Annotated in this window: 23 protein-coding genes and 3 tRNA genes; 12 read left to right on the top strand and 14 right to left on the bottom strand. The window is 68.4% G+C overall.

The window, feature by feature from the left end:
* The first annotated feature begins 65 nt into the window (after positions 1-65).
* Both AW272_RS09695 and AW272_RS09690 read left to right on the top strand, forming a co-directional pair.
* Complete coding sequence (locus AW272_RS09695; RefSeq protein ID WP_066362869.1) at positions 66-794, top strand: IclR family transcriptional regulator; 729 nt, start codon at positions 66-68, stop codon at positions 792-794.
* Between the two features lie 63 nt (positions 795-857).
* Positions 858-2,546, top strand: a complete 1,689-nt coding sequence (locus AW272_RS09690) for a hypothetical protein (protein WP_066362867.1) — start codon at positions 858-860, stop codon at positions 2,544-2,546.
* Here the strand turns inward: AW272_RS09690 and AW272_RS09685 are convergent, their stop codons facing one another.
* The 5 genes from AW272_RS09685 to AW272_RS09665 all read right to left on the bottom strand — a co-directional run bounded on the left by AW272_RS09685 (position 2,547) and on the right by AW272_RS09665 (position 4,384).
* Positions 2,547-3,044 carry a PaaI family thioesterase gene (locus tag AW272_RS09685; protein ID WP_066362865.1) on the bottom strand — a complete coding sequence of 166 codons (498 nt, stop codon included), beginning with the start codon at positions 3,042-3,044 and terminating at the stop codon, positions 2,547-2,549.
* A 65-nt stretch (positions 3,045-3,109) separates the two neighbouring features.
* On the bottom strand, positions 3,110-4,051 hold the full coding sequence (locus tag AW272_RS09680) for a TlpA disulfide reductase family protein (RefSeq protein ID WP_066362864.1): 942 nt from the start codon (positions 4,049-4,051) through the stop codon (positions 3,110-3,112).
* Positions 4,052-4,121: 70 nt separating this feature from the next.
* A tRNA-Glu gene (locus tag AW272_RS09675) sits at positions 4,122-4,194 on the bottom strand.
* Positions 4,195-4,222: 28 nt separating this feature from the next.
* Positions 4,223-4,295 (bottom strand) — tRNA-Glu (locus tag AW272_RS09670).
* A gap of 17 nt (positions 4,296-4,312) precedes the next feature.
* Positions 4,313-4,384, bottom strand: a tRNA-Gln gene (locus AW272_RS09665).
* Positions 4,385-4,532: 148 nt separating this feature from the next.
* Here AW272_RS09665 and AW272_RS09660 point away from each other — a divergent pair.
* The gene (locus AW272_RS09660; protein WP_066362863.1) at positions 4,533-6,503 is read left to right on the top strand and encodes a M3 family metallopeptidase; all 1,971 of its coding nucleotides are present in this window, start codon (positions 4,533-4,535) and stop codon (positions 6,501-6,503) included.
* Between the two features lie 3 nt (positions 6,504-6,506).
* Here AW272_RS09660 and AW272_RS09655 read toward each other — a convergent pair whose 3' ends face one another.
* The 3 genes from AW272_RS09655 to AW272_RS09645 all read right to left on the bottom strand — a co-directional run bounded on the left by AW272_RS09655 (position 6,507) and on the right by AW272_RS09645 (position 9,461).
* Positions 6,507-7,082, bottom strand: a complete 576-nt coding sequence (locus AW272_RS09655) for a hypothetical protein (protein WP_066362862.1) — start codon at positions 7,080-7,082, stop codon at positions 6,507-6,509.
* A 239-nt stretch (positions 7,083-7,321) separates the two neighbouring features.
* A complete protein-coding gene (gene gltX / locus AW272_RS09650; protein ID WP_083958162.1) occupies positions 7,322-8,698 on the bottom strand; it encodes a glutamate--tRNA ligase in 1,377 nt (458 codons plus the stop codon).
* Complete coding sequence (locus AW272_RS09645) at positions 8,691-9,461, bottom strand: fumarylacetoacetate hydrolase family protein (RefSeq protein WP_066362859.1); 771 nt, start codon at positions 9,459-9,461, stop codon at positions 8,691-8,693. Before AW272_RS09645 ends, gltX begins: the two co-directional genes overlap by 8 nt.
* A 32-nt stretch (positions 9,462-9,493) precedes the next feature.
* Here AW272_RS09645 and AW272_RS09640 point away from each other — a divergent pair, with 32 nt between their 5' ends.
* The 4 genes from AW272_RS09640 to AW272_RS09625 all read left to right on the top strand — a co-directional run bounded on the left by AW272_RS09640 (position 9,494) and on the right by AW272_RS09625 (position 12,581).
* Positions 9,494-9,781, top strand: coding sequence for an antibiotic biosynthesis monooxygenase family protein (locus AW272_RS09640; protein ID WP_066362857.1), 288 nt, complete (start codon positions 9,494-9,496; stop codon positions 9,779-9,781).
* Positions 9,782-9,828: 47 nt separating this feature from the next.
* Positions 9,829-10,221, top strand: a complete 393-nt coding sequence (locus AW272_RS09635; protein WP_066362849.1) for a hypothetical protein — start codon at positions 9,829-9,831, stop codon at positions 10,219-10,221.
* 76 nt (positions 10,222-10,297) lie between these two features.
* Positions 10,298-10,807: a hypothetical protein gene (locus AW272_RS09630; protein WP_157518456.1), complete on the top strand. Its 510-nt coding sequence runs from the start codon at positions 10,298-10,300 to the stop codon at positions 10,805-10,807.
* 106 nt (positions 10,808-10,913) lie between these two features.
* Positions 10,914-12,581, top strand: coding sequence for a heparinase II/III domain-containing protein (locus tag AW272_RS09625; protein ID WP_245657362.1), 1,668 nt, complete (start codon positions 10,914-10,916; stop codon positions 12,579-12,581).
* Here AW272_RS09625 and cimA read toward each other — a convergent pair.
* The gene (cimA, locus tag AW272_RS09620) at positions 12,578-14,152 is read right to left on the bottom strand and encodes a citramalate synthase (RefSeq protein ID WP_066362845.1); all 1,575 of its coding nucleotides are present in this window, start codon (positions 14,150-14,152) and stop codon (positions 12,578-12,580) included. The two genes, AW272_RS09625 and cimA, sit on opposite strands and share 4 nt — an antisense overlap.
* A gap of 202 nt (positions 14,153-14,354) precedes the next feature.
* Between cimA and AW272_RS09615 the strand changes: the two genes are divergently transcribed.
* Entirely contained in the window at positions 14,355-15,005 is a 651-nt protein-coding gene (locus AW272_RS09615; RefSeq protein ID WP_066362844.1) for an O-methyltransferase, read from the top strand.
* Here the strand turns inward: AW272_RS09615 and AW272_RS09610 are convergent.
* The 3 genes from AW272_RS09610 to serA all read right to left on the bottom strand — a co-directional run bounded on the left by AW272_RS09610 (position 15,002) and on the right by serA (position 19,255).
* Positions 15,002-16,093 (bottom strand): branched-chain amino acid aminotransferase, encoded by a 1,092-nt coding sequence (locus tag AW272_RS09610; RefSeq protein ID WP_066362842.1) that lies wholly within the window; start codon positions 16,091-16,093, stop codon positions 15,002-15,004. The genes AW272_RS09615 and AW272_RS09610 overlap by 4 nt on opposite strands.
* Before the next feature lie 123 nt (positions 16,094-16,216).
* Positions 16,217-17,263 (bottom strand): 3-isopropylmalate dehydrogenase, encoded by a 1,047-nt coding sequence (locus AW272_RS09605; RefSeq protein WP_066362840.1) that lies wholly within the window; start codon positions 17,261-17,263, stop codon positions 16,217-16,219.
* Between the two features lie 402 nt (positions 17,264-17,665).
* On the bottom strand, positions 17,666-19,255 hold the full coding sequence (gene serA, locus AW272_RS09600) for a phosphoglycerate dehydrogenase (RefSeq protein WP_066362838.1): 1,590 nt from the start codon (positions 19,253-19,255) through the stop codon (positions 17,666-17,668).
* Between the two features lie 258 nt (positions 19,256-19,513).
* Between serA and AW272_RS09595 the strand changes: the two genes are divergently transcribed.
* The 4 genes from AW272_RS09595 to AW272_RS09580 all read left to right on the top strand — a co-directional run bounded on the left by AW272_RS09595 (position 19,514) and on the right by AW272_RS09580 (position 23,432).
* Positions 19,514-20,419, top strand: coding sequence for a hypothetical protein (locus AW272_RS09595; RefSeq protein ID WP_066362831.1), 906 nt, complete (start codon positions 19,514-19,516; stop codon positions 20,417-20,419).
* 44 nt (positions 20,420-20,463) lie between these two features.
* The gene (locus tag AW272_RS09590; RefSeq protein WP_066362830.1) at positions 20,464-21,789 is read left to right on the top strand and encodes an MFS transporter; all 1,326 of its coding nucleotides are present in this window, start codon (positions 20,464-20,466) and stop codon (positions 21,787-21,789) included.
* A 162-nt stretch (positions 21,790-21,951) separates the two neighbouring features.
* Complete coding sequence (locus tag AW272_RS09585; RefSeq protein ID WP_066362828.1) at positions 21,952-22,845, top strand: CAP domain-containing protein; 894 nt, start codon at positions 21,952-21,954, stop codon at positions 22,843-22,845.
* A 50-nt stretch (positions 22,846-22,895) separates the two neighbouring features.
* Positions 22,896-23,432 (top strand): FHA domain-containing protein, encoded by a 537-nt coding sequence (locus AW272_RS09580; RefSeq protein ID WP_066362827.1) that lies wholly within the window; start codon positions 22,896-22,898, stop codon positions 23,430-23,432.
* 54 nt (positions 23,433-23,486) lie between these two features.
* Here the strand turns inward: AW272_RS09580 and AW272_RS09575 are convergent, their stop codons facing one another.
* On the bottom strand, positions 23,487-23,897 hold the full coding sequence (locus AW272_RS09575; protein WP_066362826.1) for a hypothetical protein: 411 nt from the start codon (positions 23,895-23,897) through the stop codon (positions 23,487-23,489).
* A gap of 322 nt (positions 23,898-24,219) precedes the next feature.
* Positions 24,220-25,209 carry a ketol-acid reductoisomerase gene (gene ilvC / locus AW272_RS09570; protein ID WP_066363697.1) on the bottom strand — a complete coding sequence of 330 codons (990 nt, stop codon included), beginning with the start codon at positions 25,207-25,209 and terminating at the stop codon, positions 24,220-24,222.
* Between the last annotated feature and the right edge of the window lie 34 nt (positions 25,210-25,243).

The raw sequence follows: 25,243 nt of genomic DNA, 5'->3' as shown, positions 1-25,243 counted from the left end.
CAGCGTATCCTCATACCGCCGCTACTGCGGTTGCATCTCGGATAGCGAGACGGCAGTATCGGGGTATGGACAACTCTAGCGGAGTCGGCGTACTCGACAAGGCCGTCCTCGTGCTCAACGCCCTGGAGGCCGGACCGGCGTCGCTGGCGCAGTTGGTCCAGGCCACAGGGCTGGCCCGGCCCACCGCCCACCGGCTCGCGGTGGCGCTCGAACACCACAGGATCGTCACCCGCGACACGCAGGGGCGTTTCATATTGGGGCCGAGGTTGTCCGAATTGTCCACCGCCGCCGGCGAAGATCGGCTGCTGGCCGTCGCGGGTCCCGTCCTGACCCAATTGCGTGACCTCACCGGGGAGAGCGCCCAGCTCTACCGCCGTCAGGGCGACGAGCGGGTCTGCGTCGCCGCGGCCGAACGCGCCAGCGGCCTGCGCGACACCGTGCCGGTCGGGTCGGCGCTGCCGATGACCGCCGGGTCGGCCGCCCAGATCCTGCTGGCCTGGGAGGAGCCCGACCGGCTCCACCGGGGCCTGCGCGGCGCCAAGTTCACCGCCGCCACCCTCGCCAGCGTGCGGCGGCGCGGCTGGGCCCACAGCGTCGGCGAGCGCGAGCAGGGCGTCGCCTCGGTCTCGGCGCCCATCCGGGGCGCGGGCGGCAAGGTGATCGCCTCAGTGTCGGTCTCGGGTCCCATAGAGCGTCTCACCCGCACCCCCGGCCGCCTCCACGCCGCCCCCGTCGTCAGCGCCGCCGACCGCATCACCGAGTCGATGCGCCGGGCGGGCGCCAACGGGGCCTGAACCGGGGCCTGAACAAGGGCTAACCGGTTAGATGGCCCCGTCCGTTGGGCCTAGGCTGGCGGGGTGACAGATCGCATTGAGGCAGCCGCGGCTGAACTGCGTCCACTGCTCCAGGAATTCCTTCTCTGGGTGCCGGCCAACGCCCCGGAAAGCGACCCCGACCTGGTCGGCTCGGCAGCCCTGTGGCACCGCCTGAGCCAGCGTTCCGACGTGGGCCACTGGCGCCGCGACGATCTGCGCCCCCTTCTCCTGGAGCGACTGCCCCAGGTGGTCGAAGACCCCGACGCCGCCGCCGACGTGATGGTGCCGTCCTTGCGGGCCTACCTCACCTTCCTCGACGAGACCAGCCGTCTGACGGTCGGCTCCGACCGGATCGAGCTGCTGCTCAACGAGCTCGACGCGCTGGAAGACGACTTCGTCGACCGCATGGAGGACATCGGCGAGCAGGAGTGGGACGACGAGGACGACGGCGAGGAGGACGACGGTCTCGGTGACTTCGAGCCCTTCGCCGACGAGATCGCCGAGCTGCCCACCCTGCGGCTGCGCCCCGACGGCGAACTGGCCGCCCAGGCCCGCCTGGTGCCGCTGATCGCGCAGGCCCGTGACCTGTCCGTCTGGATCGGCACCGACCGCAAGGTCGGCACCGACACGCTGCTGGCCGACAGCGAGGTCGACGAGGCCGTGACCGCCCTCGGTCTCGACGGCCCGCCGAACCTGTGGAACCTCTGGAACCTCGCGATCGACCTGGAGTTCGTCGCCCCCACCGGCGACGACACCGTGGGCATCGACTCCGACACCGCCGCCTGGCCGTTCGACGACGACGAAGACGTCCTCGACGCCTGGATGCTCGGCCTCGGCTCGGTCGACTACGGCGACCCCGAGCTCGAAGACGACGAGCTGACCCTGGCCCTGTCCGGCCTGACCCGCGAGACGCTGATCCGCGTCCTGCTCGGGGGCGGCCAGAAACCGCTCGACGAGCTGCGCGAGGAGCTGGCCGAAGCGGTCCGCGACTACGACGACCTGGGCGACGCCGCCTGGGAGGCGGCAGGCGACCCGCTGGTCTCCGTGCTCGCCTGGCTGAGCGGCTACGGCATGGCCGAGGTCGACGGCGAGACGATCAAGCTGACCTCCCTAGGCACCGAGGGCGTCGTCCACCTGGTCGACGAGGCCGACCTCGACATCGACGCCCGCCCCGCCATCGACGCGATGACGGCCCACGACCTGCTGTCGCTCAGCGCCGACATGTCCGAGGAAGAGGCCGACGCCGAGTTCGCCGCCTGGATGCGCCTGCGCGAGCCCGCCCAGGCCGCCGAGGAACTGCTGGGCGCCGCCGTGGAAGACGAGTCCGACGCTCTCGTACGCGTCCAGGCCGCCTCCCTGGTCGGTCAGCTCGGCGAGGTGGCCGTCCCCGCCTGGCGCAAGGCCCTCAACGAGGAGTCGCTGCGCTCCTACGCCGCGACCCACCTCACCCAGCTCGAGGTCGAAGACGCGCCGGAGCCCACCCCGGCCGACACCCACTGGCTGATCCTCGACATGTGGACCATCTCGGCGGGCCTGGGCCGCGCCGAGTTCGTCAGCAGCCTGGAGGACATCGGCCCGGCGACCGACCTGATCAGCCTGCTCGACGTGATCTGGAAGGTCCGCCACCCCCACCTCGACGAACTCCTCGAAGCCATCGCCGAGGCCCACCCCGACCGCAACGTCGGCAAGGCCGCCAAGCGGGCGCTGTTCAAGGCGCGCAGCGGCGACTAGTCACCTCAGCGGGAAGACGGCGCACGTCGTGGTGCCGTGGGCGTAGAGCTTGCCGTCGTTCACGCCCACGAGCGACCCCTCGGCGGTGGCGGTGGTCCGTCCGACGTGCAGGGTCTTCGCCTCACAGCGCAGCGGCCCGGTGTGCGCGAAGGCGGGCCTGATCATGTTCACGTTGAGCTGGACCGTGGTGTAGGCGCTCCCCGCTGGGAGGGCCGACATCACCGCGCACCCGAGGGCCGAGTCGAGCAGCGTGGAGAAGTAGCCGCCGTGGACGGTACCCATCGGGTTGTACTGGTGCTCGCCCGTCTCCCCCTCGAACAGGGCCAGGCCCTTCTCGACCTTCAGCATCGTGAACCCGAGCGTGCCCGCGATCGGGGGCGGCGGGATCTTCCCGTCCAGCATGGCCTGAAGGAACTCCAGGCCGGACATCTCGGCGATGTCGGCGGGGATCGTCGGCGGGACCCAGGAGTGCGTGCGGCTCTGCATCGTGGTCGTCATGAGTCTAATTTTGGAACCCAGCAAGGGTCTGGGGCAAATCGGCGCGGCAACCGACCCTGGTGCGCCTACACGCCGCTCGTTCGGACGGCGGACCAGTCCGGTAGCGGCCGGTAGACCGGGATCCCGGCGTTCTCCAGTTCGCTCCTGAGCGCGAAATAGGCGTCGCCGAACGGGTCGACGCCGTCGAGCGGCATCAGCCCGCGCCTGATCGCCACGTCATGCGGCGCCAGCTCGGCCGCGACGGTCAGGTGGTGCCGCGCCTGGTCCGGACGTCCTTCCCGGAACGCCCAGGCCGCGATCCTGGCGTGCAGGCGGGCGGTCCGCTCCTCCTCGGTGGACCGGCGCAGGCCCTGGCCCGACGCGGCCGACTCCCCGGTCAGCGCCCAGTGGCGCAGCGCCGCGACGGCCGCCTCGGAGGAGAGGCCGTTCATGGCGCGGAAGGTGTCGGTCGCGGTCATGGTGTCCTGAGGGCGGGCGATCCGGCCGTCCTCGTCGATCCAGACCACGGTCGGGACGTTGATCACGTTGTAGAGGTCGGCCACGACGCCCTCGCTGTCGACCGGCCCGTCGTGCCACTCCGCGGCGTCGGCACGGTCGCGGTCGAGCGAGATCGGGACGATCTCCACGGGCAGTTCCGCGTCGAGGGCCAACCAGGCCGGCAGGTCGTAGCGGCAGCCGCACCACGACGCCCAGAAGACGAGGACGACCTTCCTCCCCCGCAGCGACGACAGGGTGAACCCGTCGAGCGTGAAGTCGGGCGCGGTGCTCAGATCGGAACCGGCGGGCTCGCCCACGGCGACGACCCCGTCACCGGCGACCACGGGACACCCGAGGAGTTCGGCGAACCTCACGACGTCCACCCCCTCGGCGGACTCGGCCGCGGCGGCCCGGAACGCCGGGACGCACGCGTCTCCACGGCACCACCCGTGCGGCTTGCGTTCCCAGCTCATCAGGGTCACACCGTGCGGCACCACGTTTCCATCGGGAACCTCAATTAGATAGCTCATGTATCGATAGTAGCACTATCCAATTTGAGGGCAACAAAAAAACGGACTCCATGAGGAGTCCGCTTCAATGTAGCCCCGAGCGGATTCGAACCGCCGCTACCGCCTTGAGAGGGCGGCGTCCTAGGCCACTAGACGACGGAGCCTTAACTACTTTTGAGAGGGAAATTCTCGTACTCCCGAGCGGATTCGAACCGCCGCTACCGCCTTGAGAGGGCGGCGTCCTGGGCCACTAGACGACGGGAGCAAAGCTGCACTGCAGCGCTGGGGTACCAGGACTCGAACCTAGAACAACTGAACCAGAATCAGCCGTGTTGCCAATTACACCATACCCCATCAGCGAACTTGTTCCCCGGAGGGCCTTGCGCTCGCGACTCCGAAAGAATAGCCCAGCTAGGGGCTCACTACCAAAACGAATGTGGATCGCCGCGCCGAAGACCGGTGTGACAAGCTGAAAGTCCCGATTCGCGAAGGAGCCCGGCCGATGACCAACCCGTTCTTCACGCCCAGCGCCCTCCCCTACCGACTGCCTCCGTTCGCGGAGATCAGGGAGGAGCACTACGTTCCGGCGTTCGAGCGGGGCATGGCCGAACACCTGGCCGAAGTCGACGCCATCGCGACGCAGACGGCCCCCGCGACCTTCGCCAACACGGTCGAGGCGCTGGAGCTGGCCGGCGAGACGCTCCAGCGGGTCTCGATCGTCTTCTTCAACCAGGCGGGCAGCGACACCACCCCGGGGATCCAGGAGATCCAGAAGGAGATCACGCCGAAGCTCACGGCCCACGGTGACTCCATCCACCTCAACGCGGCGCTCTACGCGCGTCTCAAGGCCGTCCAGACGGACGTGCCGGCTGAGCAGTGGCTCCTCCAGCGCTATCTGACCGACTTCGTGCGCTCGGGCGCCGAGCTCGACGACGGCCAGCAGGCCCGGCTCCGCGAGATCAACGAGGAGATGTCCGGCCTCAGCACCGCCTTCCAGCAGAACCTGCTCAACGACACCAATGAACGCGCCGTGGAAGTCGACGACGAGGCCGCCCTCGACGGGCTCGGCGCCGACGAGATCGCCGGCCTGCGCGAGACCGCGACCCAGCGGGGCCTCGACGGGAAATACCTGATCACACTGGTGCTGCCGACCGGCCAGCCGGCGCTCTCCTCGCTGACCGACCGGGCGCTGCGAGAGCGCGTCTACCGGGCTTCGACCGGCCGGGGGGCCGCCAACGCCGAGCTGATCACCCAGATCGCCGGGCTGCGCCGCGAGCGGGCCAACCTGCTCGGCTACGGGAACCACGCCGAATACGTGCTCGCCGACCAGACCGCCGGCACCACCGGCGCGGTCACCGAGATGCTCGACAAGCTGGTCTCCCCGGCGGTCGCCAACGCCCGGCGCGAACAGGAGGCCCTGGAGGAGCAGGCCGGCTTCCCCATCGAGGCGTGGGACTGGTCCTTCTACGCCGAGAAGGTGCGCCAGGCCCGCTACGACCTCGACAGCGCCGCCATGCGCCCCTACTTCGAGCTGAACCGCGTCCTGGTCGACGGCGTCTTCCACGCCGCCCACCGGCTCTACGGACTGTCGTTCGCCGAGCGGCCCGACCTCATCGGCTACCACCCCGAGGTGCGCGTCTGGGAGGTCTCCAACGAAGACGGCTCCCCTCTGGGGCTGTTCCTCGGCGACTTCCACGCGCGGGCGTCCAAGCGCGGCGGTGCGTGGATGAACAGCCTGGTCCACCAGTCGGGCCTGACGGGCTACCGGCCGGTCGTGGTCAACAACCTCAACATCGTCAAGGGCGAGCCGACCCTGATGACCTTCGAAGAGGTCAACACGATGTTCCACGAGTTCGGCCACGCCCTGCACGGGCTGTTCTCCGACGTCCGCTTCCCCCGCTTCTCCGGCACCTCGGTGCCGCGCGACTTCGTGGAATATCCGTCGCAGGTCAACGAGATGTGGGCGACCCACCCGGAGATCCTGGCCAACTACGCGAAGCACCACGAGACCGGCGAGCCGATGCCCCGCGAACTGGTCGACCGCATGCTGGAGGCCCAGAAGTTCAACCAGGGCTTCGCGACGGTCGAATACCTGGCCGCGACCCTGCTCGACTGGGCCTGGCACACCACCTATGAGGGCGGCGACGCCGGGACCTTCGAGACCGCGGCCCTGCGCGACGCCGGGGTCGACCTGGCCGCCGTCCCGCCGCGCTACCGGAGCACCTACTTCGCCCACATCTGGGCGAGCGGCTACGCGGCGGGCTACTACTCCTACATCTGGAGCGAGGTCCTCGACGCCGACACGGTCGATTGGTTCACCGAGAACGGCGGCCTGACCAGGGCGAACGGCGACACCTTCCGGTCGCGGCTGCTGTCGAAGGGCGGCAGCACCGACCCGATGGAGGCCTTCCACGCCTTCCGCGGCCGCGACCCGCGCATCGAACCGCTGCTGGAGCGGCGCGGGCTGCTCTGACGGTCAGTACGTGCACTGCACGATGGCGTCGTCGAGTTCGATCTCGGCGGGGTAGGGTCCGTTCCCCTTGGCCAGCAGGGCGAACCGGAGCACGACATCGGGGCGCTGGGCGGTCCAGGTCACCGTGTGGAGTGTCCAGCCGGCGACCCACCCCGGATACGGCACCGTCTTCAGTGCGATGTACGTCCACGTGTCGGGATCGATCACCTCGACGTTCAGCTGGGGGTCTCCGCCCCTCAGCCTCGCCCAGATGCCCGCGGTGCACCTGACCCCCGTGCGGCCCACCACCGGCGAGAGCCGGATGGTGCGCCCGATCGAGCACCAGTCAGGCTGGTAGAGGACCCGCCAATGGGCGAACCCGGTTCCGGTGCGCGCGGGTCCGATGCCGCCCGTGTAGTAGGGCCCCCAGCAGGTTCCCACGGCGGTGGGCGTCCACCTGGACGCCGGATTGGTGGCGGGCTCGAATCCATCGGTGAGCTGCCAGATCCCGGCGGAGGCCGGCCCGGCCGGGGCGAGCGTGACCGTGAGGGCGACCGTGACCGCGACGAGCGCGCGGGACAACCTCGAACGTAAGCGCATGCGCCCAGTGTGGGAGGCGCGCGATGACCTGTAGACCCTGGACTTTCCGGCGCGGCACCCTAGGGTCGGCCGACTTCGGGCGTTGCGGCGGGAAGCGGGAGCGGGCGGTAGGTGCCGGGTTCGGCGCGGTGCGGGGGCGGCGGGCGGGGCCGGGGTAGGCGGAGCCGTAACGGAGCAAAAAGGTCTTGAAGCCGCGGCGGCCGCCCACCCGGCTCGGGCAGGCGGCCGTCGGCAGGGTGTCAGGCGGCGGTGAGCTTCGACAGGGCCGCGCTGATCCGCGCGATCGACTTCTCGCGGCCGAGGACCTCGATCGACTCGAACAGGGGCAGGCCGACCGTGCGGCCGGTGATCGCGACGCGGACCGGGGCCTGGGCCTTGCCGAGCTTGAGGCCGTGTTCGGCGCCGACCTCTTCGAGGGCGGTCTTGAGCGTGTCGGGGTTCCAGTCGGCGGAGGCCAGGCGGGTGGCGTAGCCGGTCAGGATCTCCTGGGCCCCCGTCTTCATCGCCTTGTCCCACGACGGCTGGTCATGGACGGGCTCGTCGAGGAACAGGAAGTCGACGTTGGGGGCGATCTCCGACAGGACCGCCACCCGGGTCTGGGCCAGTTCGGCGAGCTTGGTGAATTCCGCGCGGTCCCAGGACGGGTCGAGGAACGGGTCGCAGCGGTCGATGAACTCGGCGAGGGTCAGCTTGCGGATGTATTCGCCGTTGAAGGCGCGCAGCTTCTTCTCGTCGAAGAACGCCGACGACAGGTTCACGTTCTTGAGGTCGAACAGCGGCGCCATCTCCGACCACGGCATGATCTCGCGGTCGTCGCCGGGGCCCCAGCCGAGCAGCATGAGGTAGTTGACCATGGCCTCGGCCAGGTAACCCTCGTCGCGGTAGGACTCCAGCGCCACCTTGTCGCGCCGCTTGGACAGCTTCTGCCGCTTCTCGTTGACGATCACCGGCACGTGGGCCCACACGGGCGGGGTGTGGCCGAGCGCCTCCCACAGCAGCTGCTGCTTGGGCGTGTTCGACAGGTGTTCCTCGGCCCGGATGACCTGGGTGATCCCCATCTCGACGTCGTCGACCACGTTGGCCAGCACGAACAGCGGCGAGCCGTCAGCGCGGGCGATCACGAAGTCTTCCATCGCGTCGTTGGGGAACTCGACCGTGCCCCTGACCTGGTCTTCGACGACGGTGACGCCCTCGTCTGGGCTGCGGAAGCGCAGCGCGCCCTCGGTCAGCCCCCGGTCGCGGCAGTGGCCGTCGTAGCCCTTGTGCTCCGAGCCGGTGCGAGCCTTGACGTCGTCGCGGCTGCAGGTGCAGAAGTAGGCGCGGCCCTCCTTGTGGAGGCGGGCGGCCTGCTCGCGGTGCTGGTCGGCGTAGGACGACTGGAAGTAGGGCCCCTCGAAGACCGGCGAGTCGCTGTCGATGCCGATCCACGACAGGGCCGAGATGATGCCGTCGGTCCATTCGGGCCGGTTGCGGGCGGCGTCGGTGTCTTCGATGCGAAGCACGAACTTGCCGCCGGCCTGCTCGGCGATGGCCCAGTTGAACAGGGCGGATCGGGCTCCGCCGACATGGAACATGCCGGTCGGGGACGGCGCGAAGCGAACACGTACCTCAGTCACGAGAGACAACCCTGTTGGTGAGAGTTCCAATGCCTTCGATGCCCACGGATACCTCGTCACCGGGTTTGACCGGCCCGACGCCGGCGGGGGTGCCGGTGAGGATGATGTCACCCGGCAGCAGGGTCATGACGGCGGTCACGTGGGCGATGAGCGCCGGAATGTCGAAGACGAGCTGACTCGTGCGCCCGCTCTGCCGCAGCTCGCCGTTGACCGTGGTGGTCAGCGCGAGGTCGGACGCGTCGAGGTCGGTCTGGATCCACGGTCCGAGCGGGCAGAACGTGTCGAACCCCTTGGCCCGGGTGAACTGGACGTCCTTCTTCTGGAGATCCCGCGCGGTGACGTCGTTGGCGCAGGTGTAACCGAAGATGACGTCCTTGGCCCGCTCGACCGGCACGTCGCGGCAGAGCCGCCCGATCACGACGGCGAGCTCGCCCTCGTAGTCGACGTGCTGGGTGAGATTCTCGGGATAGGCGATGGGCTCGTTGTGCCCGATCACCGACGTCGACGGCTTCAGGAAGATCATCGGCTCTTCCGGCACGTCGTTGCCCATTTCCTTGGCGTGGTCGGCGTAGTTACGCCCGATCGCCACGACCTTCGACGGCAACATCGGCGCGACCATGCGCACCTCGGCGACGGGGAACCGCTCCCCCGTCAGCGTCACCCCACCGAAGGGATGACCGTCGATCTTCGCGAGCACCTGCTCGCCCTCTTCGACCACACCGAAGGCGACCCCGCCACCAGTGGAGAACCTCGCGATACGCACCGTCCCAGGCTAGTGCCTCGTAAGGTGACGCCATGGCATCGGTAGTGAAGATCAACGTCCTGACCATCCCGGCGGAGATGCGCGAGGACCTCGAACGCCGGTTCGCGGGGCGCGCCGGCATGGTGGAGACGGCCGACGGTTTCGAATGGTTCGAACTGCTGCGGCCGGTGGACGGCACGGACAAGTACCTGGTCTATACGCGGTGGCGCAGCGAAGAGGACTTCGAGAAGTGGTCCGGTCAGGGGCACGGCCAGGGGCAGGCGGAGGTGTGGACGTTCGACGTCGTCCAGAGCACTGGTCCTGGACGGGATCTGAACTAACCGCCGATCCGGCTGCGCGATGAGGGTGCCGGAGAGATAATCGGGCCATGGCCCTTCCCAGCCGTTACGCGGACGTCCCGGATCGGGCGCCGGCGTCGCTGTCGGCGCTGCGCGGCCTGTCCGAGGGCGTCGTCGACCTGCCGCTTCACCTCTGCTGGTCGGGTCTGCGCAGCTTTGACGTGGGAGACCCGACGGAATGCCGGATGATGTACCAGATCGTCATCACCGAGGGCGTGCGGGCCGACGTCGAGCACTATCTGGCCTACGACCGCTTGCTGGAAGTGTGGCCCAGGTTCCACATGATGCTTGGCTCCGCATACGTGGACACCTGGGAAGATCGCTTCCCAATTCTCCGAGAAGCGGCCGAACGGGGCGCCCCAGCACTCAAAGCCGAACTGCGCCGGGCCCGGGAAGCGCTTGAGGCGAGGCGTTCCGCCTGAGGTGTGCGATGACCACGGCCTGGTATTAGCGGGCGGCTACGCGATGCGGGCTCACGACCTGGTCGATCGGCCGGGCATGGACCTCGACTTCGCCAGCTTCGACGCTCCCTCCATTCCTGACGCGACACGAGCGATGGCCGAAGCGTTCCGGCGCCACGGCTTCACCGCCGAAGAGGTCCGCGGCGCTCCCCTGCTCGGCCGCCTGGTCATCACGGACCCCATGAAGCTGCCGCTTCAGAAGGCACCGGTCCGGCGGCACGACATTCCGGTCGCCAGCCTTGACGACATGGTGGGCATGAAAGTGGCGGCGCTCAACGGGCGTAACGTCTCCCGAGACCTCATCGACGTCGCATCCGTCCGAGACTTCTACAGCTTCACCACGCTGGAACGCCTCGGATCCTTGTTCGATGACGACTTCAACCTCATCCGCCTTGTCGACCGGCTGGAAACCGCGGTAGAGACCGACGCGCGGGTCTTCGGCCACTACAACCTGACCGACGACCACATCGAGAGCATCCGGCAGTTCGCCCTGGACTGGTATAAAGATCTTTCACTCCGGCTGGCCGGAGAAGAGCTCGGCGATTAGTACGTTCCCGGGTTCTCCGGTGTTTCTCAGGCTCCGCTGACCGACTTGACCAGCGACGCGCCGTTCGGCCAGCATGAGCCGCGCCCCCCGTGTGGAAGGAACAGGCGTGACGCGCCGTATCCGATTCGGCGTGTTCGCCGTGCTGGTCGTTTTAGGGAGCCTGATCCAGGCCGGGCCCGCCCACGCCGTGGCGAAGACGCCCGAGTGTCAGGGTGAATGGCTGCCCTCGACACCGACCTCTCCCGATGTGATGAACGGTGAGCTGGGGTTCCTCGACCTCGACCCGGTCAAGATCGGGGAGAAGGTCAACTGGAAGCTCGACCCGTACAAGAACCGGTCCTGGGTCATGGTGTTCCAGTCGCTGCGGTGGGCCGGACGTCTGGTGGCCGACTACGAGACGACCGGCAAGGACGCCTATCTGGCCCGCGCGACCGCCGTCATGAAGGACTGGGTCGAGAAGAACCCCTACGGCGGGCGCTCGACCGCGAAACTGGCCTGGTCTGACCACCCGGTCTCGCTCCGGACCCCGGCGCTGGTGTGCCTGTCGAAGCACGTCTCGGCCAAATGGCTCACCGACAGCCTGAAGGCGCACGGCCGCTACCTCGCCAACGACGCCCACTACAAGTGGGGGCACAACCACGGGCTCGACGCCGACATCGCGCTGCTGGGCGTGGGGTGCCGGATGGGTGACTCCGGCTGGAAGTCCAAGGCGCTCAGCCGGATGACCAAGACGACCACGATCGACGTCGACTCCCAGGGCGCGCTGCGCGAGCAGTCGCCGCGCTACGCGATCTACTTCCACGAGCGCCTCAAGGTCGCCATGGACCGGATCCGCGAGTGTGGCCAGAAGGTCCCCGCTGAGCTGGCCAAACGCTGGAACCTGCTGCCCGAGCACATCTCGGCGGCCACGATGCCCAACGGCTACCTGGTCCCGATCGGCGACGGCGCCGCCGACGTGCAGCCGTCCGCCTACGATCGGCCGAATTCGAAGGTCCAGATCTACAAGGCCGGGTACGTCTTCGGGCGGTCCTCCTGGGATTCCAAGGAGGCCTCCTACTACTCGATCCGGTACGGCCCCGGCATGAAGTTCCACGGCCACGAAGACCACCTCGGCGTCACCTACTACGCCCAGGGCCGGTCGATCCTGACCGAGGCCGGGTTCCACTCCTACGAGTCGAGCCCCTACCGCAACTGGACCCTCAGCCCCGAGGCCCACAACGTGCCGATCCCGCAGGGCCGCAGGCTCAAGCCGGGTACGGCCTCCACGCTGGTCAAGAAGACCCTCAAAGAGGACCGCCAGTCGTACACGCTGAGCGACAGGGCCTATGGAGTCAGCCGAACCCGGGCCGTGCTGGTCAACCATGACAAGAAGGACGTCATGGCGGTTCTCGACACGGTCTCGTCCGGGAAGGTGCGCAACCTCTGGCACCTCGACCCGCGTCTGTCGGTCGCCGGCAACGTCGGCGGGCGGGTCGTGGTCAAGGACAACGACTGGCGCGCCTCGGTCGTGCAGTTCTCGGTGCCGGGCTGCAAGCCGGTGACCGGCCAGAAGATCGTGTCCGGCCGGCCGAGCCCCTTCCAGGGCTGGATCTCCCAGAGCTACATGCAGAAGGTCGCCGCCCCGGTGATCGTCTCGCCCGACGCGAAGGGCCTCCTGACCGTGGTCGTGCCCGGCTCCGCCGAAGGGGCGGTGACCTGTTCGGGGAGCACAGTCCTGGTGCACACCCCGAACGGCCCGGTGTCCTTCAAGATCTCCGGCAAGAACCTCTTCTAGATCTCATATCCGGCGCGGAGCAGGCCGAACGTGACCGCCTGCTCCAGCGCGTGCCAGGACGCCTCGATGATGTTCTCGTCGACGCCGACCGTGCTCCAGTCGCCCTTCGGGTCGCTCGACGTCACCAGGACGCGGGTCACCGCGTCGGTGCCGTGGCTGCCCTCGACGATGCGGACCTTGAAGTCGATCAGCTCGACCGTCGCCAGCTCGGGGTAGAGCTTCTCCAGGGCCAGCCGGACCGCCTTGTCGAGCGCGTTCACCGGGCCGTTGCCCTCGCCCGTCGCCACGATGCGCTCGCCCTTGGCGTGGAGTTTCACGGTCGCCTCGCTGACGACCTCGCCCGCCGGGCGGCGTTCGACGATCACGCGCCACGACTCGACGGTGAAGTGGCGGCGGCTCTCGCCGTGGAGGGTGTCGCGGAGCAGGAGTTCGAACGACGCGTCGGCGGCCTCGAAGGTGTGGCCGCGCGACTCCAGGTCCTTGACCCGGTCGACGAGCTCGCGGGACTGGTCGCCGGTGAGCTGGTAGCCGAGCTCGCGGCCCTTCAGCTCGACCGAGGCGCGACCGGCCATGTCGGAGACCAGCATGCGCATGTCGTTGCCGACCTCGGCCGGGTCGATGTGCTGGTAGAGGTTCGGGTCGACCTTGATCGCGGAGGCGTGCAGGCCGGCCTTGTGGGCGAAGGCGGAGGCTCCGACGTAGGGGGCGTGGGAGTTGGGGATCACGTTGGTGACCTCGGTGATCGCGTGGGCGATCCGGGTCATGTCGGCCAGAGCCTCTGCCGGTACGAGGTCGAAACCCCGCTTGAGCTGCAGGTTGGCCACCACGGTGAACAGGTTCGCGTTGCCCGAGCGCTCGCCGTAGCCGTTGGCGCAGCCCTGCACGTGGGTGGCGCCGGCCTTGACCGCCGCGAGGGTGTTGGCGACCGCGCAGCCGGTGTCGTCGTGGCAGTGGATGCCGATCCGGGCGCTGGTCAGAGCCGCCGCGTGGACGACGTCGGCGAGCTCGTCGGGCAGCATCCCGCCGTTGGTGTCGCACAGGGCGATCACCGACGCGCCGGCCTCGGCCGCCGTGCGGAGCACCTCGAGGGCGTAGGCGGGGTTGGACTTGTAGCCGTCGAAGAAGTGTTCGGCGTCGAGGAATACTCGCTGGCCCTCCGCACGCAGGTGGGAGACCGTGTCGCGGATCATCGCGAGGTTCTCCTCCAGAGTCGTGCGGAGAGCCAGCTCCACGTGCCGGTCATGACTCTTGGCGACAAGGGTCACGACGGGCGCGCCGGAGTCGCGCAATGCGGCCACCAGTGGGTCGTCGGCGGCCTTCGCACCGGCTCGGCGGGTCGCGCCGAACGCGGCGAGCTGCGCGTGCTTCAGGTCGAGCTCTGTTTGAGCGCGCCGGAAGAACTCCGTGTCCTTGGGGTTGGCACCCGGCCAGCCGCCCTCGATGAAGCCGACGCCCAGTGCGTCCAGGTGACGCGCGATGGCGAGCTTGTCCACCACGGAGAGGGTCAGGCCCTCCTGCTGGGCGCCATCGCGGAGTGTGGTGTCGTACACGTGGAAGCGGTCGTCGGCCATCTCGGGTTCCCTCGGGGTGTTTGAAATCCTGGGACAAACAAAAAGACCCCTCACGGGCGTGAGAGGTCTGCGCGCCTGGCTGGAATGATCCGTCAGCCGGCGCGCCTGCCAATAATGAGCAGACCGTTGTTCATGGTGTTTGCGAGCTTACCCATACGAACCACGATCTGGCACATCGATCTCACCAGATAAGATAGTGATCATGAAGGGTTCCTATCTGGGCGAAGCGCTCCCGCCCTATCTCTCCGCCCACGCCACCCAGCCCGACCAGATCCTCCGCGATCTGGCGATCGAGACCTCCGCCCTCCACACCAAGTACGCCGGCATGCAGATCTCGCCCGAGCAGGGCACGTTCATGACCATGCTGACCCAGCTCACCGGCGCGAAGCTGGCGGTCGAGGTCGGCACGTTCACCGGCTACTCCTCCATCTGCATCGCCCGCGGCCTGGCGCCCGGCGGGCGGCTGATCGCCTGCGACGTCAGCGAAGAGTGGACCGCCATGGCCCGCAAATACTGGGAGCGGGCCGGGCTCACCGACCGCATCGAGCTGCGTCTGGGCAACGCCGTCGAGACCCTCGAAGCCATGTCCGGCGACGAGGAGATCGACTTCGCGTTCATCGACGCCGACAAGGGCGGCTACCCGGCCTACTACGAGGCGCTGCTTCAGCGCATGCGGCCGGGCGGGCTCATCGTCTGCGACAACACGATCCAGGGCGGCTACATCACCGACCCCGACGCCGAGGGCAACGTGCCGGTGATGCGGGCGTTCAACGACCAGGTGACCGCCGACCCCCGGGTCGATTCGGTGCTTCTCTCGGTGGCCGACGGTCTGACGCTGGTCCGCAAGCGTTAGGCGATCTTGTGCACCCAGTTGCGGGGGTCGGGACGGCTTCCGTACTGGATGCCCATGAGCTCTTCCCGGATCTTCAGCGTGACCGGTCCGGGGGTGCCGTCGCCGACGGTCCAGGCGCGGTCGGCCCCCTTGACCGAGCCGACCGGGGTGACCACGGCGGCGGTGCCGCAGGCGAAGACCTCGGTGAGCTCGCCCGACTCACATCCGGCCTGCCACTCCTCGATCGAGATGCGGCCCTCCTCGACGGTCAGGCCGAGGTCGCCGGCGAACTTGAGGATCGAGTCGCGGGTGATGCCGGGCAGCAGGGTGCCGGTGAGCGCCGGGGTGAACAGGCGGTCGCCGAAGACGAAGAACAGGTTCATCCCGCCCATCTCCTCGACGTAGCGGTGCTCCACCGCGTCGAGCCAGACGACCTGGTCACAGCCCTCGGCGACGGCCTGGCGCTGGGCCACGAAGGCCGCCGCGTAGTTGCCGCCGCACTTGGCGAAGCCGGTGCCACCGGGGGCGGCGCGGGTGTATTCGGTCGACAGCCACACCGAGACCGGCTGCACGCCGCCCGCGAAGTAGGAGGCCGCCGGTGACGCGATCACCATGTAGCGGTAGCTCTTCGACGGGTAGTTGACGCCCAGCCCCGCCTGCGTGGCGATCATGAAGGGACGCAGGTAGAGGCTGTGGCCCTCGGTGGTGGGCACCCAGTCGCGGTCGGTCTGGACGAGCAGCTCGAGCGACTCGACGAAGGTGTCCTCAGGCAGCTCGGGCATCGCCATGCGGGCGGCCGAGGCGTTGAACCGGGCCGCGTTCGCGTAGGGGCGGAACGCGACGATCGAGCCGTTGGCCTGGCGGTAGGCCTTCAGCCCCTCGAACAGCTCCTGCGCGTAGTGGAACACCGAGGTCGCCGGGTCGAGGACGAGAGGGCCGTAGGGCTCGAGGCGGGCGTCGTGCCAGCCCTGCCCGTCGGTGAAGTCGATCGACACCATGTGGTCGGTGAACGTCTGCCCGAATCCGGGCGCCTCCAGCACCCGCTCTCTTTCTGACGCGCTGCGCGCCTGGGGGTTCGGGCGCACCTCAAAGCTGAGCTGGCTGGTCATGGCAGGGTTCCTTCTCTCTACGCTACTGATGAGAACTTAAGGCATGTCACGGGGCACAAAAAAGCGCACAGTGACCCAAACACGGGCCACTGTGCGCTACAGAACGAGGGAGGTGGCCGGCGATCAGCCGGCTACTCGGGCGGCGATGTCGTCGCCGATCTCACGGGTCTGCCGGGCCGTCCACCCGGTCGCGCGCTCGACCAGGTCGTCGGCGACGGCCTGCTCCACGCGCGCGGCGGCCTCGGTGTGGCCGAGGTGGTCGAGCAGCATGGCGATCGACAGGATGGTCGCGCTCGGGTCGGCCTTGCCCTGCCCGGCGATGTCGGGGGCCGAGCCGTGGACCGGCTCGAACATGCTCGGCGCGGTGCGGTCGGGGTTGACGTTGCCGCTGGCCGACAGGCCGATGCCACCGGCGATGGCGGCGCCGATGTCGGTGATGATGTCGCCGAACAGGTTGTCGGTGACGATCACGTCGAACCGCTGCGGCTGGGAGACGAAGAACATCGACGCCGCGTCGACGTGGCAGTAGTCGGTGGTGACCTGCGGGTATTCCTCGGCGACCCGGTTGACCGTGCGGGACCAGAGGTCACCGGCGAAGGTGAGCACGTTGGTCTTGTGGACCAGCGTGAGCAGCTTGCGCTCGCGGCTCGCGGCCTTCTCGAAGGCGTAGCGGACGACGCGCTCGACGCCGTAGGCGGTGTTCACCGAGTCCTGTGTGGCGATCTCGTGGGGGGTGCCCTTGCGGAGCACGCCACCGGCGCCGGCGTAGGGGCCCTCGGTGCCCTCGCGGACGACGACCATGTCGATGTCTTCGGGACGCGCCTTGCCCAGGGGCGTCTCCACGCCCGGGAACAGCTTCACCGGGCGCAGGTTGACGTAGTGGTCGAGCTCGAACCGCAGGCGGAGCAGCAGTTCGCGCTCCAGCACCCCCGGCGGCACGCTCGGGTCGCCCACGGCGCCGAGCAGGATCGCGTCGAACCCGCGCAGCTCGGCGAGGACCGAGTCGGGAAGGGTCTCACCGGTGGCGTGGTAACGCGCGGCACCCAGGTCGTAGTGCGTGGACTCGACCTTCACGCCGATCGCGTCGAGAACTTTGAGGCCCTCCGCGACGACCTCGGTGCCGATCCCGTCACCGGGGATCACTGCCAGGCGGATGTTGCTCGAATCCATGGAGGTACCTTATCGGGCTGTCTCGGAGATCGAACACCGATCTCACCATACGGGCAGCGTGGCGTTCAGCGCTCCGGCGAGCCGCCGTTGTCGCGCAGGTCGAGGGCCGTCTGCAGGGCCTCGGCGACCTCGTCGTCGTTGTCTTCGGGACGGTTCCACGGATACATGTCGTACATGAGGAGCTCCAGCAAAAGATGCGAGAAAGGGGAGGTCGGCAGCGCCACACTCCGCGGCGGGTCGCCGGCCTGCTGGATCAGACCCCGCCGCGGCAGGTGATTACGAGTACCCGACGCATGTTTTTCACAGTACCCCAGCCGTCTCGTAGGACGACCTACCATCTCACTTCTTGAGACGACAAAGCCGCCCCCTTCCGAAGAAGAGAGCGGCTTCCGTCCAAAGGCTTTAGCCCTCCAGGTCCACGACCCGGCCGCTGTCGGCACCGATCTCGGCGGCGATCTGGTCGACCACGTCGGCCGGGGCCGCCGTGTCGAGGGTCAGCGCGATCAGGGCCTTGCCGCCCTTGGCGCCACGGGCGACCTGCATCGAGGCGATGTTGACGCTCTGCTCGCCGAGCAGGCGGCCGACGATGCCGACGATGCCGGGGCGGTCGGTGTAGGTGAAGAACGCCAGGTGGTCGGTCGGCTCGATCTCCATCGTAAAGCCGTTGACCTCGACGATCTTGGTGATCTGGCGCGGGCCGGACAGCGTGCCGGAGACCGAGACCGTGCGGCCGTCGGCGAGCACGCCGCGGACGGTGATCACGTTGCGCCAGTCGGGGCTGTCGGGGCTGGTGACCAGCTCGACGACGGTGCCCCGGTCCTGGGCCAGCAGCGGCGCGTTCACATAGGTGACGCCACCCTCGACCACGTCGGTGAAGACGCCCTTGAGCGCGGCCAGCTCCAGCACCCGGACGTCCTGCGAGGCGATCTCGCCCCGGACCTCGACGACCAGGCGCGTGGCGACCTCGCCCGCGAGGGCGGTGAAGACGCGGCCGAGACGCTCGGTCAGCGGCAGACCCGGCTTGACCTCCTCGGCGACGGCGCCGCCCTGGACGTTGACCGCGTCGGGCACGAACTCACCGGCGAGCGCGAGCTTGACGCTGCGGGCCACCTGGGTGCCGGCCTTCTCCTGGGCCTCGTGGGTGGAGGCGCCGAGGTGCGGCGTGACGACGACCTGGTCGAGCTCGAACAGCGGGCTGTCGGTGACGGGCTCCTTGGGGAACACGTCGATGCCGGCGCCGGCGACCCGGCCCTCCTTGATGGCGGAGTAAAGGGCGTTCTCGTCGATGATGCCGCCGCGCGCGACGTTGATCAGGCGGACGCTCGGCTTGACCATGTGGAGCTCGCGCTCACCGATCAGGCCGATGGTCTCCTTGGACTTCGGCAGGTGGACGGTGATGAAGTCGGCCTGCGCCAGCACTTCCTCCAGCGAGAGGAGCTGGACGCCCATCTGGGCCGCGCGGGCCGCCGGGAGATAGGGGTCGTACGCGATCAGGGTCACCCCGAACGGCGCGAGGCGCTGCGCGACGAGCTGCCCGATCTTGCCGAGGCCGAGGATGCCGATGACCTTCTCGTCGAGCTCGACACCGGTGTACTTGGACCGCTTCCACTCGCCGGCCTTGAGCGCGGAGTGGGCCTGGGCGACGTTGCGGGCCGAGGCGAGGATGAGCGCCACGGTGTGCTCGGCGGCGCTGGTGATGTTCGAGGTGGGCGCGTTGACGACCATGACGCCGGCCTTGGTGGCCGCCTCAACGTCGACGTTGTCGAGGCCGACACCCGCACGGGCGACCACGCGCAGCTTCGGCGCGTGGGCCACGGCCTCGGCGTCGACCTGGGTGGCGCTGCGGACGATCAGAGCGTCCACGTCGGAGAGAGCCGGGAGGAACGCGGACCGGTCGGCCCCGTCGACCTGACGGACCTCGAAGTCCGCTCCGAGGACGGCGAGACCGGCCTGGGAGAGCTCCTCTGCGACCAGTACGACGGGCTTGTTCACTGGTGATTTCCTTCGAACGTGACGACTTCATCGGTCGCCCGAAGTCTATCCGCGCTCTTCGGAGTGCCCTCGGAGGATCCGCCATACGAGACGGTTGTTACTCAGGGGAGTCGTGAGACTTCTTCACGTAAACAGCAGATTAGGGTGGATACCCGGCTTGGACCGAGCCAATCCAGACTCCCGCCAAGTTGGTATTGATCGCACCTAATCTTGGCGATTAGCCTGCTAAATCGTGGTTCGGTACCTATGGTTCAGCATATGAGCATCGGGAATCCCGCTCTCGGCGAAGTGCTCGCCCAGCACGGCAGTCCGCACCAACTTCTCGCCGCTTTGGCGGAATGGGGCATCCTGGTTGCCGTCCGGCCCGATCGTTCCGTGGTGCTCGGGACCACGCAGAGTGGCGAACGGGTGCTGCTCGGATACACCGGTCCGGCGACCTACGCGCGCCATCGGGGCAGCCATTCGCTGTCGGTCTGCGACGTCGACACGATCCTGGACATCCAGCGGGTGACCGCGGTCCGCGAGATCGTCATCGACGCCGCGGGGCCGGCGGCGGCGGCCGTGCCGATCGACGACCTCCAGCGGTATCTGCGTCAGACCCGCAGCGGCCCGCACCCTGTCCTGTCGGGTGCGACGCCCAACGCGTACGCGACCGGGAGCATGGACCGGATCCCCAAGCCGCCGGTCCGCACCGCGGCCCCCATGCCGCTGGGCGCGCCGACGCAGCCACCGGTGCAGCCGGTGCGTCAGCCGCTGCAGCAGCAGGCTCCGGCCGCCGCTTCGTGGATCCCCCAGCCGCGCCAGCACCTGTCGGGCGCGATGCAGGTGGTCGACCCCGGATATCAGCGTACGAACCATCCGATCCTGCCCGCGCTGCGGGTGGCCATCGCGGAGTTACTGCGCGACTACTCGGTCATACACCACGTGTGGATCTCCGCCGCGCGGACCGTCTCCGGCACCACCGGGATCATGCTGCACGTCAAGGTGCACACGGCCAACGCCGAAGACCTCGTGCGCGACCTCCATCGGGGGGTGCGCGCGCGGCTGCCGCAACTGGCGGCCAGCGAGGCCCCGGTGCTGATGGCACGGGTGGCCGACGCGTTCACCGAGCGCCGGATGATCGAGCTGGGGGCCCACGTCGTCTGCGCCGACGTAACGGACTGATCGATTCCCTACCCCATTTACCGTGATTGGGCTTGAATGTCGCCATGGTCACGGTCCCCACCCGAGTGCGCCTCGGCTATGCCGTCGGCTCCTTCGCGACGGCGAATTTCACCACGATTCCCGGCCTGCTGCTGCTGATCTACATGACCAACGTGCTGGCCGTCGATCCGCTGCTGGCCGGCGTCGTGGTGTTCCTGCCGAAGGCATGGGACCTGATCGCCAACACCCTCGTCGGGCAGTGGTCCGACAAGACGGTGTCACGGTGGGGCCCCCGGCGTCCGTGGATGCTGGGCGGGGCCGCGATCCTGCCGATCTCCTTCGTGGTCATGTTCCTCGGGCCGCCGCTCACCGGCGTCCCGGCCGCGCTCTACGTCGGGGCCGTCTTCCTCATCGCGGCCAGCGGTTACGCGCTGTACGAGGTCCCGTACAAGGCGATGCCGGCCGAGATGACGCACGACTACCACGAGCGCACCTCGCTGCTGCAGTGGCGCATGATCTTCATCGCGATCGGCATCGGCATGAGCGGCATCCTGGCGCCGATCCTCGCCGGTGACACCGTCGAGGGCTACCGCCTCATGGGCATCGTGTTCGGCGTGGTCCTGCTCGTGGCGATGCTGGCCTCGTTCTTCGGCACCGCGAACGCGCCCTTCACGGGCCAGGCGGAGCCTGAGGGCACCCTGAGGGCCCAGCTCAGGGCGGCCCGCACCTCCCGGCCCTTCATGTGGCTGCTGGGCCTGAGCAGCGCACAGACGCTCGGCGCGTACGTCATGCTCGCCGGCGCCCCCTACTTCGCCGCCTACACCCTGAACAGCACCGGCGCGACGACGACCCTGTTCGCGGCGCTGGTCGGCCCGATGCTCGTGACGATGCCGCTGTGGGTGTGGCTGGCCAGGAGGCTCGACAAGCGCGGCGCGATGATCCTGGCGGGCATCCTGTTCATGTCCGGCGCGACCGCGGCCGTCCTGACCCCCGTGTTCGGGCCGGTCTACGCCCACATCGTGATCGTCGTGGTCGGCGTCGGGTACGCCGGCCTCCAGCTGCTCCAGTTCTCGATGCTGGCGGACGTGATCGCGTACGACGGCCTGACGAGCGGGAAGCGGCGCGGCGGGGTGTTCACCGGCCTGTGGACCGCCGTGGAGAGCGCGGTGGCCGCCTTCGGCGCGACCATCTACGGCGCGGTTCTGGCCATCGGCGGCTTCCTCGAGTCTGACCCGAAGAACCCGGTCGTGCAGCCGGAGAGCGCCCAGTTCGCGGTGCTGATCGGGATCACTCTGATCCCGGCCGCGATCATCCTCGTCGGGGTCCTGATGACCTTCAAATACGACCTCACGAGCACCAAATTGTCACAGGTTTCCCACGATGTGACGTAAATCACATGAACCTCGCTTGGAACGTGGCCATCAGGGATTCCGTAACGGGAAGATCTCGGCCAGGTCACCGAATATGACGGTTTTCCTCCCACGATGCTTCCGACCAGGCCATACTTCGGTTCCATTCCAGAGCTTCGGAACCCCACCCCTGGAAGGAAGTTCATGAAGACTTCACTCCGCGCGCTCTTCTGCGCCGGTGTGCTGCTGGTCGCCACTCTCCCGGCGACCAGTTCTGCGTCCGCCTCCACCTCCGCCTCGGCGTCGGCGGCGCAGGCACAGGCCGCCCGCTGCCGCATCGCCGCTTCGAAACCGGCCGTGAACCAGCTCGGCCAGCTCTCCGCCGTCGGCTCCCGTACCGGCCGCTGCTTCGGCAAGACCAGGGTCCGCGTGCGGATCAAGCAGGCCGTCGCCGGCCCGGACACCACGCTCAAGAGCGGCTCCAAGGTGGTCCGCACGGCGAAACTGCGCGTCCGCGCGGCGTGCGCCCCCGGCGTCTACTACACCCAGGTGACCGGCCGCTTCGGCCAGGTCGTCAACTCGCGCAGGGTGAACATCACCTCGTGCACGCCGGCTCCCGCGCCGTCGCCCTCTCCGTCGCCCTCGCCTTCGGCGACGCCCTCCGCCTCGCCGAGCGCCACTCCGACGGCGTCCCCCGCCCCGGGCGGAACCACCGTCGGAACGACCGTCGAGAACGAGGTCGTGCGACTGACCAACGCCGAGCGCGCCAAGGGCGGCTGCGGCCCCCTGACGCACGACGCCAAGCTCCGCGCCGCCGCGCTCGGCCACTCGGCCGACATGTCGGCGAAGAACTACTTCAGCCACGACTCGGCTGACGGCCGCAAGTTCTCCGACCGGATCCGTCAGGCCGGCTTCAGCTTCCGCGCCGCCGGCGAGAACATCGCCAAGGGCTACCAGACGGCCGCCCAGGTCGTTCAGGGCTGGATGGACAGCCCCGGACACAAGGCCAACATCATGAATTGCACCTATACGCACATTGGCGTGGGTCACGTGGCCGCGGGTGGGCCATACTGGACTCAAGACTTCGCTAAGCCCTGATCACAGGGGCTATCTGGACACCGGCCTGACCGAAAGCGGATACTCCAGACATGAGCTCCGAGCCTCACGTGCGCGCCTCTGATGAGGATCGCGAGCGTGCGCTCAACGAGCTGAGAGAGCGGGCGGCTGAAGGCCATCTCTCCATGGAGACGTTCGTCGGCAGGGTCGACCAGGCACTGCGGGCACGCAGTGCCGCAGAGCTAGAACAACTCGTCGCCGACCTGCCCCAGCGGGGCAGGTTCCGGCGCCGGGCGACCCACATCGTGGGTTCGATGTCCGACTTCAGCACGCGCCTGCGGGCGGCCTGGCGCCGCCCGAAACTACCCCGCCTCGCACTACCGGCCGACACGCGGATCCGGTACGTCGTGGGGCGAGGATCGGCCTGCGACCTGGTCCTGGCCGACCTGACCGTGTCGCGGATCCACGCGGAACTGCGACGAGAAGAAGACCACTGGCTGCTGGTCGACCTGGGCTCACTGAACGGCACCCGCCTGAACGGGTGGCGCCTGGTAGGCCCGGCCCGCGTCCGCAGCGGTGACGAAATCAGCTTCGGAGACTGCGCCTTCCTGGTGTCGGTCCCACTCTGAGCAACACAAAGCCCGGCCCCTCCGATCAAGGGGCCGGGCTTTTCGTATTCCTGGCTAGACGTCCACCCGATGCCTGGACTCTTCCCCTAGTAGCTTGCCGACAGCCTGGTGGCTCACTCCGAGCAACACCCCGATCTCGCGATGGGCGTAGCCGCGTTCTCTCAGATGCCGCGCCGTGGAGCGGGTGAGTGTGGTCGCCTCCACGCGGAGACGATCCGCCTCGCGCCGGACCCGGCGGGTGCTGGCCAGTTCGTCGGCAAGGGGCTCGTCGGCGGGGATGATCTCGATGTCGCCGATGTGCGACGCGTCGCCGTCGAAGTGAAGGGCCAGCAGGTCACGGACCATGTCCTCGGCCTTGTCGAGACGACGGACCTGAGTGTGCGCCGGCCGGGACAACCCCGGGCCTTCCACCCTCAGCGCCCACCAGTCTTCAGACTTCTGAGCCGTCACCCGGAAGGTGCTCACTGGTCCTCCTCCGACTCGGCCGATTCCCGCAGGAGTTCCTCCCACGTGCGGAGGATGCCCTTGGCCGTCAACTCGTTGATCTCATTGTGCCGGGGCACGATGATCGCGTCTCCCCCGACATATCACTTGTCGTGGCTCCCGCCATTGACGTCGGGTGTCTTCGAGAACTCGTAGCCGAACTTCCTGGCCAGGCGGGCCATCCGGTTGAGCAGGTCATACCGCTTCACCAGCGTAGGCTACCCAGTTGCCACATTCAAGGCACCCTGGTTGCCAAAAGGCCCGGCTTCCCCGTTTTACGGGGGGCCGGGCCTTTTTCGGTGCTTTAGGCCTGGTTCTGCAGCCAGCTCATCATCGGACGCAGCTTGGCGCCGGTCTTCTCGATGGGGTGCTCGGCCAGTTCGTCGCGGTACTGCTGGAAGCGCTTCTGGCCGCCGTCGAACTCGGCCACGAGCTCACGCGCGAACTCGCCCGACTGGACCTCGTCGAGGATGCGGCGCATCTCCTTCTTGGTCTCGTCGTTGATCAGGCGCGGGCCGCGGCTGTAGCCGCCGTACTCCGCGGTGTCGGAAACCGACCAGTACATCTTGTGGATGCCGCCCTCGTACATGAGGTCGACGATCAGCTTCATCTCGTGGAGGCACTCGAAGTAGGCGACCTCGGGCTGGTAGCCCGCCTCGATCAGGGTCTCGAAACCGGCCTTGATGAGCTCGGACACGCCGCCGCAGAGCACGGCCTGCTCGCCGAACAGGTCGGTCTCGGTCTCCTCGGTGAAGGTGGTCTTGAGCGCGCCGGCGCGGGTGCCGCCGATGCCCTTCGCGTACGACAGCGCGAGCTGCCAGGCGTTGCCGGTGGCGTCCTTCTCGACGGCCACGAGGCAGGGCACGCCGCGGCCGGCCGCGTACTGGCGGCGGACCAGGTGGCCCGGGCCCTTCGGGGCGACCATGGCGACGTCGACGCCCTCGGGGGCCTCGATCAGGCCGTAGCGGATGTTGAGGCCGTGGCCGAAGAACAGGGCGTCGCCCTGGACGAGGTTCGGGGCCACGTGCTCGGCGTAGAGGTGGCGCTGGATGTGGTCGGGCGCCAGGATCATCGTCAGGTCGGCCTCTTCGACCGCCTCGGACGGGTTGAGCACCCGCAGGCCGTCAGCTTCGACCTTCTCCCGGCTCTTGGAGCCCTCGGGGAGCCCGACACGGACGTCGACGCCGGAGTCACGCAGGCTGAGCGCGTGAGCGTGGCCCTGGCTGCCGTAGCCCAGGACGGCGACGTGGCGGCCCTGGATGATCGACAGATCGGCGTCGTTGTCGTAGTAGATCTCAGTCACTTCAAATAACCTTTCGGGTTCTTAT

It is taken from the genome of Herbidospora mongoliensis (genome assembly GCF_001570545.1).
Classification (GTDB): Bacteria; Actinomycetota; Actinomycetes; order Streptosporangiales; family Streptosporangiaceae; genus Herbidospora; species Herbidospora mongoliensis.
Note: the sequence above shows the minus strand (reverse complement) of the source record. Positions and strands in the feature narration are given on the sequence as shown.

Bases quoted from the DNA above. Each gene is read 5' to 3' on its own strand.
- AW272_RS09695 (WP_066362869.1), top strand. From the start codon at position 66: ATGGACAACTCTAGCGGAGTCGGCGTACTCGACAAGGCCGTCCTCGTG.
- AW272_RS09685 (WP_066362865.1), bottom strand. From the start codon at position 3,044: ATGACGACCACGATGCAGAGCCGCACGCACTCCTGGGTCCCGCCGACG.
- AW272_RS09680 (WP_066362864.1), bottom strand. From the start codon at position 4,051: ATGAGCTATCTAATTGAGGTTCCCGATGGAAACGTGGTGCCGCACGGT.
- AW272_RS09660 (WP_066362863.1), top strand. From the start codon at position 4,533: ATGACCAACCCGTTCTTCACGCCCAGCGCCCTCCCCTACCGACTGCCT.
- AW272_RS09655 (WP_066362862.1), bottom strand. From the start codon at position 7,082: ATGCGCTTACGTTCGAGGTTGTCCCGCGCGCTCGTCGCGGTCACGGTC.
- AW272_RS09640 (WP_066362857.1), top strand. From the start codon at position 9,494: ATGGCATCGGTAGTGAAGATCAACGTCCTGACCATCCCGGCGGAGATG.
- AW272_RS09635 (WP_066362849.1), top strand. From the start codon at position 9,829: ATGGCCCTTCCCAGCCGTTACGCGGACGTCCCGGATCGGGCGCCGGCG.
- AW272_RS09630 (WP_157518456.1), top strand. From the start codon at position 10,298: ATGGACCTCGACTTCGCCAGCTTCGACGCTCCCTCCATTCCTGACGCG.
- cimA (WP_066362845.1), bottom strand. From the start codon at position 14,152: ATGGCCGACGACCGCTTCCACGTGTACGACACCACACTCCGCGATGGC.
- AW272_RS09615 (WP_066362844.1), top strand. From the start codon at position 14,355: ATGAAGGGTTCCTATCTGGGCGAAGCGCTCCCGCCCTATCTCTCCGCC.
- AW272_RS09610 (WP_066362842.1), bottom strand. From the start codon at position 16,093: ATGACCAGCCAGCTCAGCTTTGAGGTGCGCCCGAACCCCCAGGCGCGC.
- AW272_RS09605 (WP_066362840.1), bottom strand. From the start codon at position 17,263: ATGGATTCGAGCAACATCCGCCTGGCAGTGATCCCCGGTGACGGGATC.
- AW272_RS09595 (WP_066362831.1), top strand. From the start codon at position 19,514: ATGAGCATCGGGAATCCCGCTCTCGGCGAAGTGCTCGCCCAGCACGGC.
- AW272_RS09590 (WP_066362830.1), top strand. From the start codon at position 20,464: ATGGTCACGGTCCCCACCCGAGTGCGCCTCGGCTATGCCGTCGGCTCC.
- AW272_RS09585 (WP_066362828.1), top strand. From the start codon at position 21,952: ATGAAGACTTCACTCCGCGCGCTCTTCTGCGCCGGTGTGCTGCTGGTC.
- AW272_RS09580 (WP_066362827.1), top strand. From the start codon at position 22,896: ATGAGCTCCGAGCCTCACGTGCGCGCCTCTGATGAGGATCGCGAGCGT.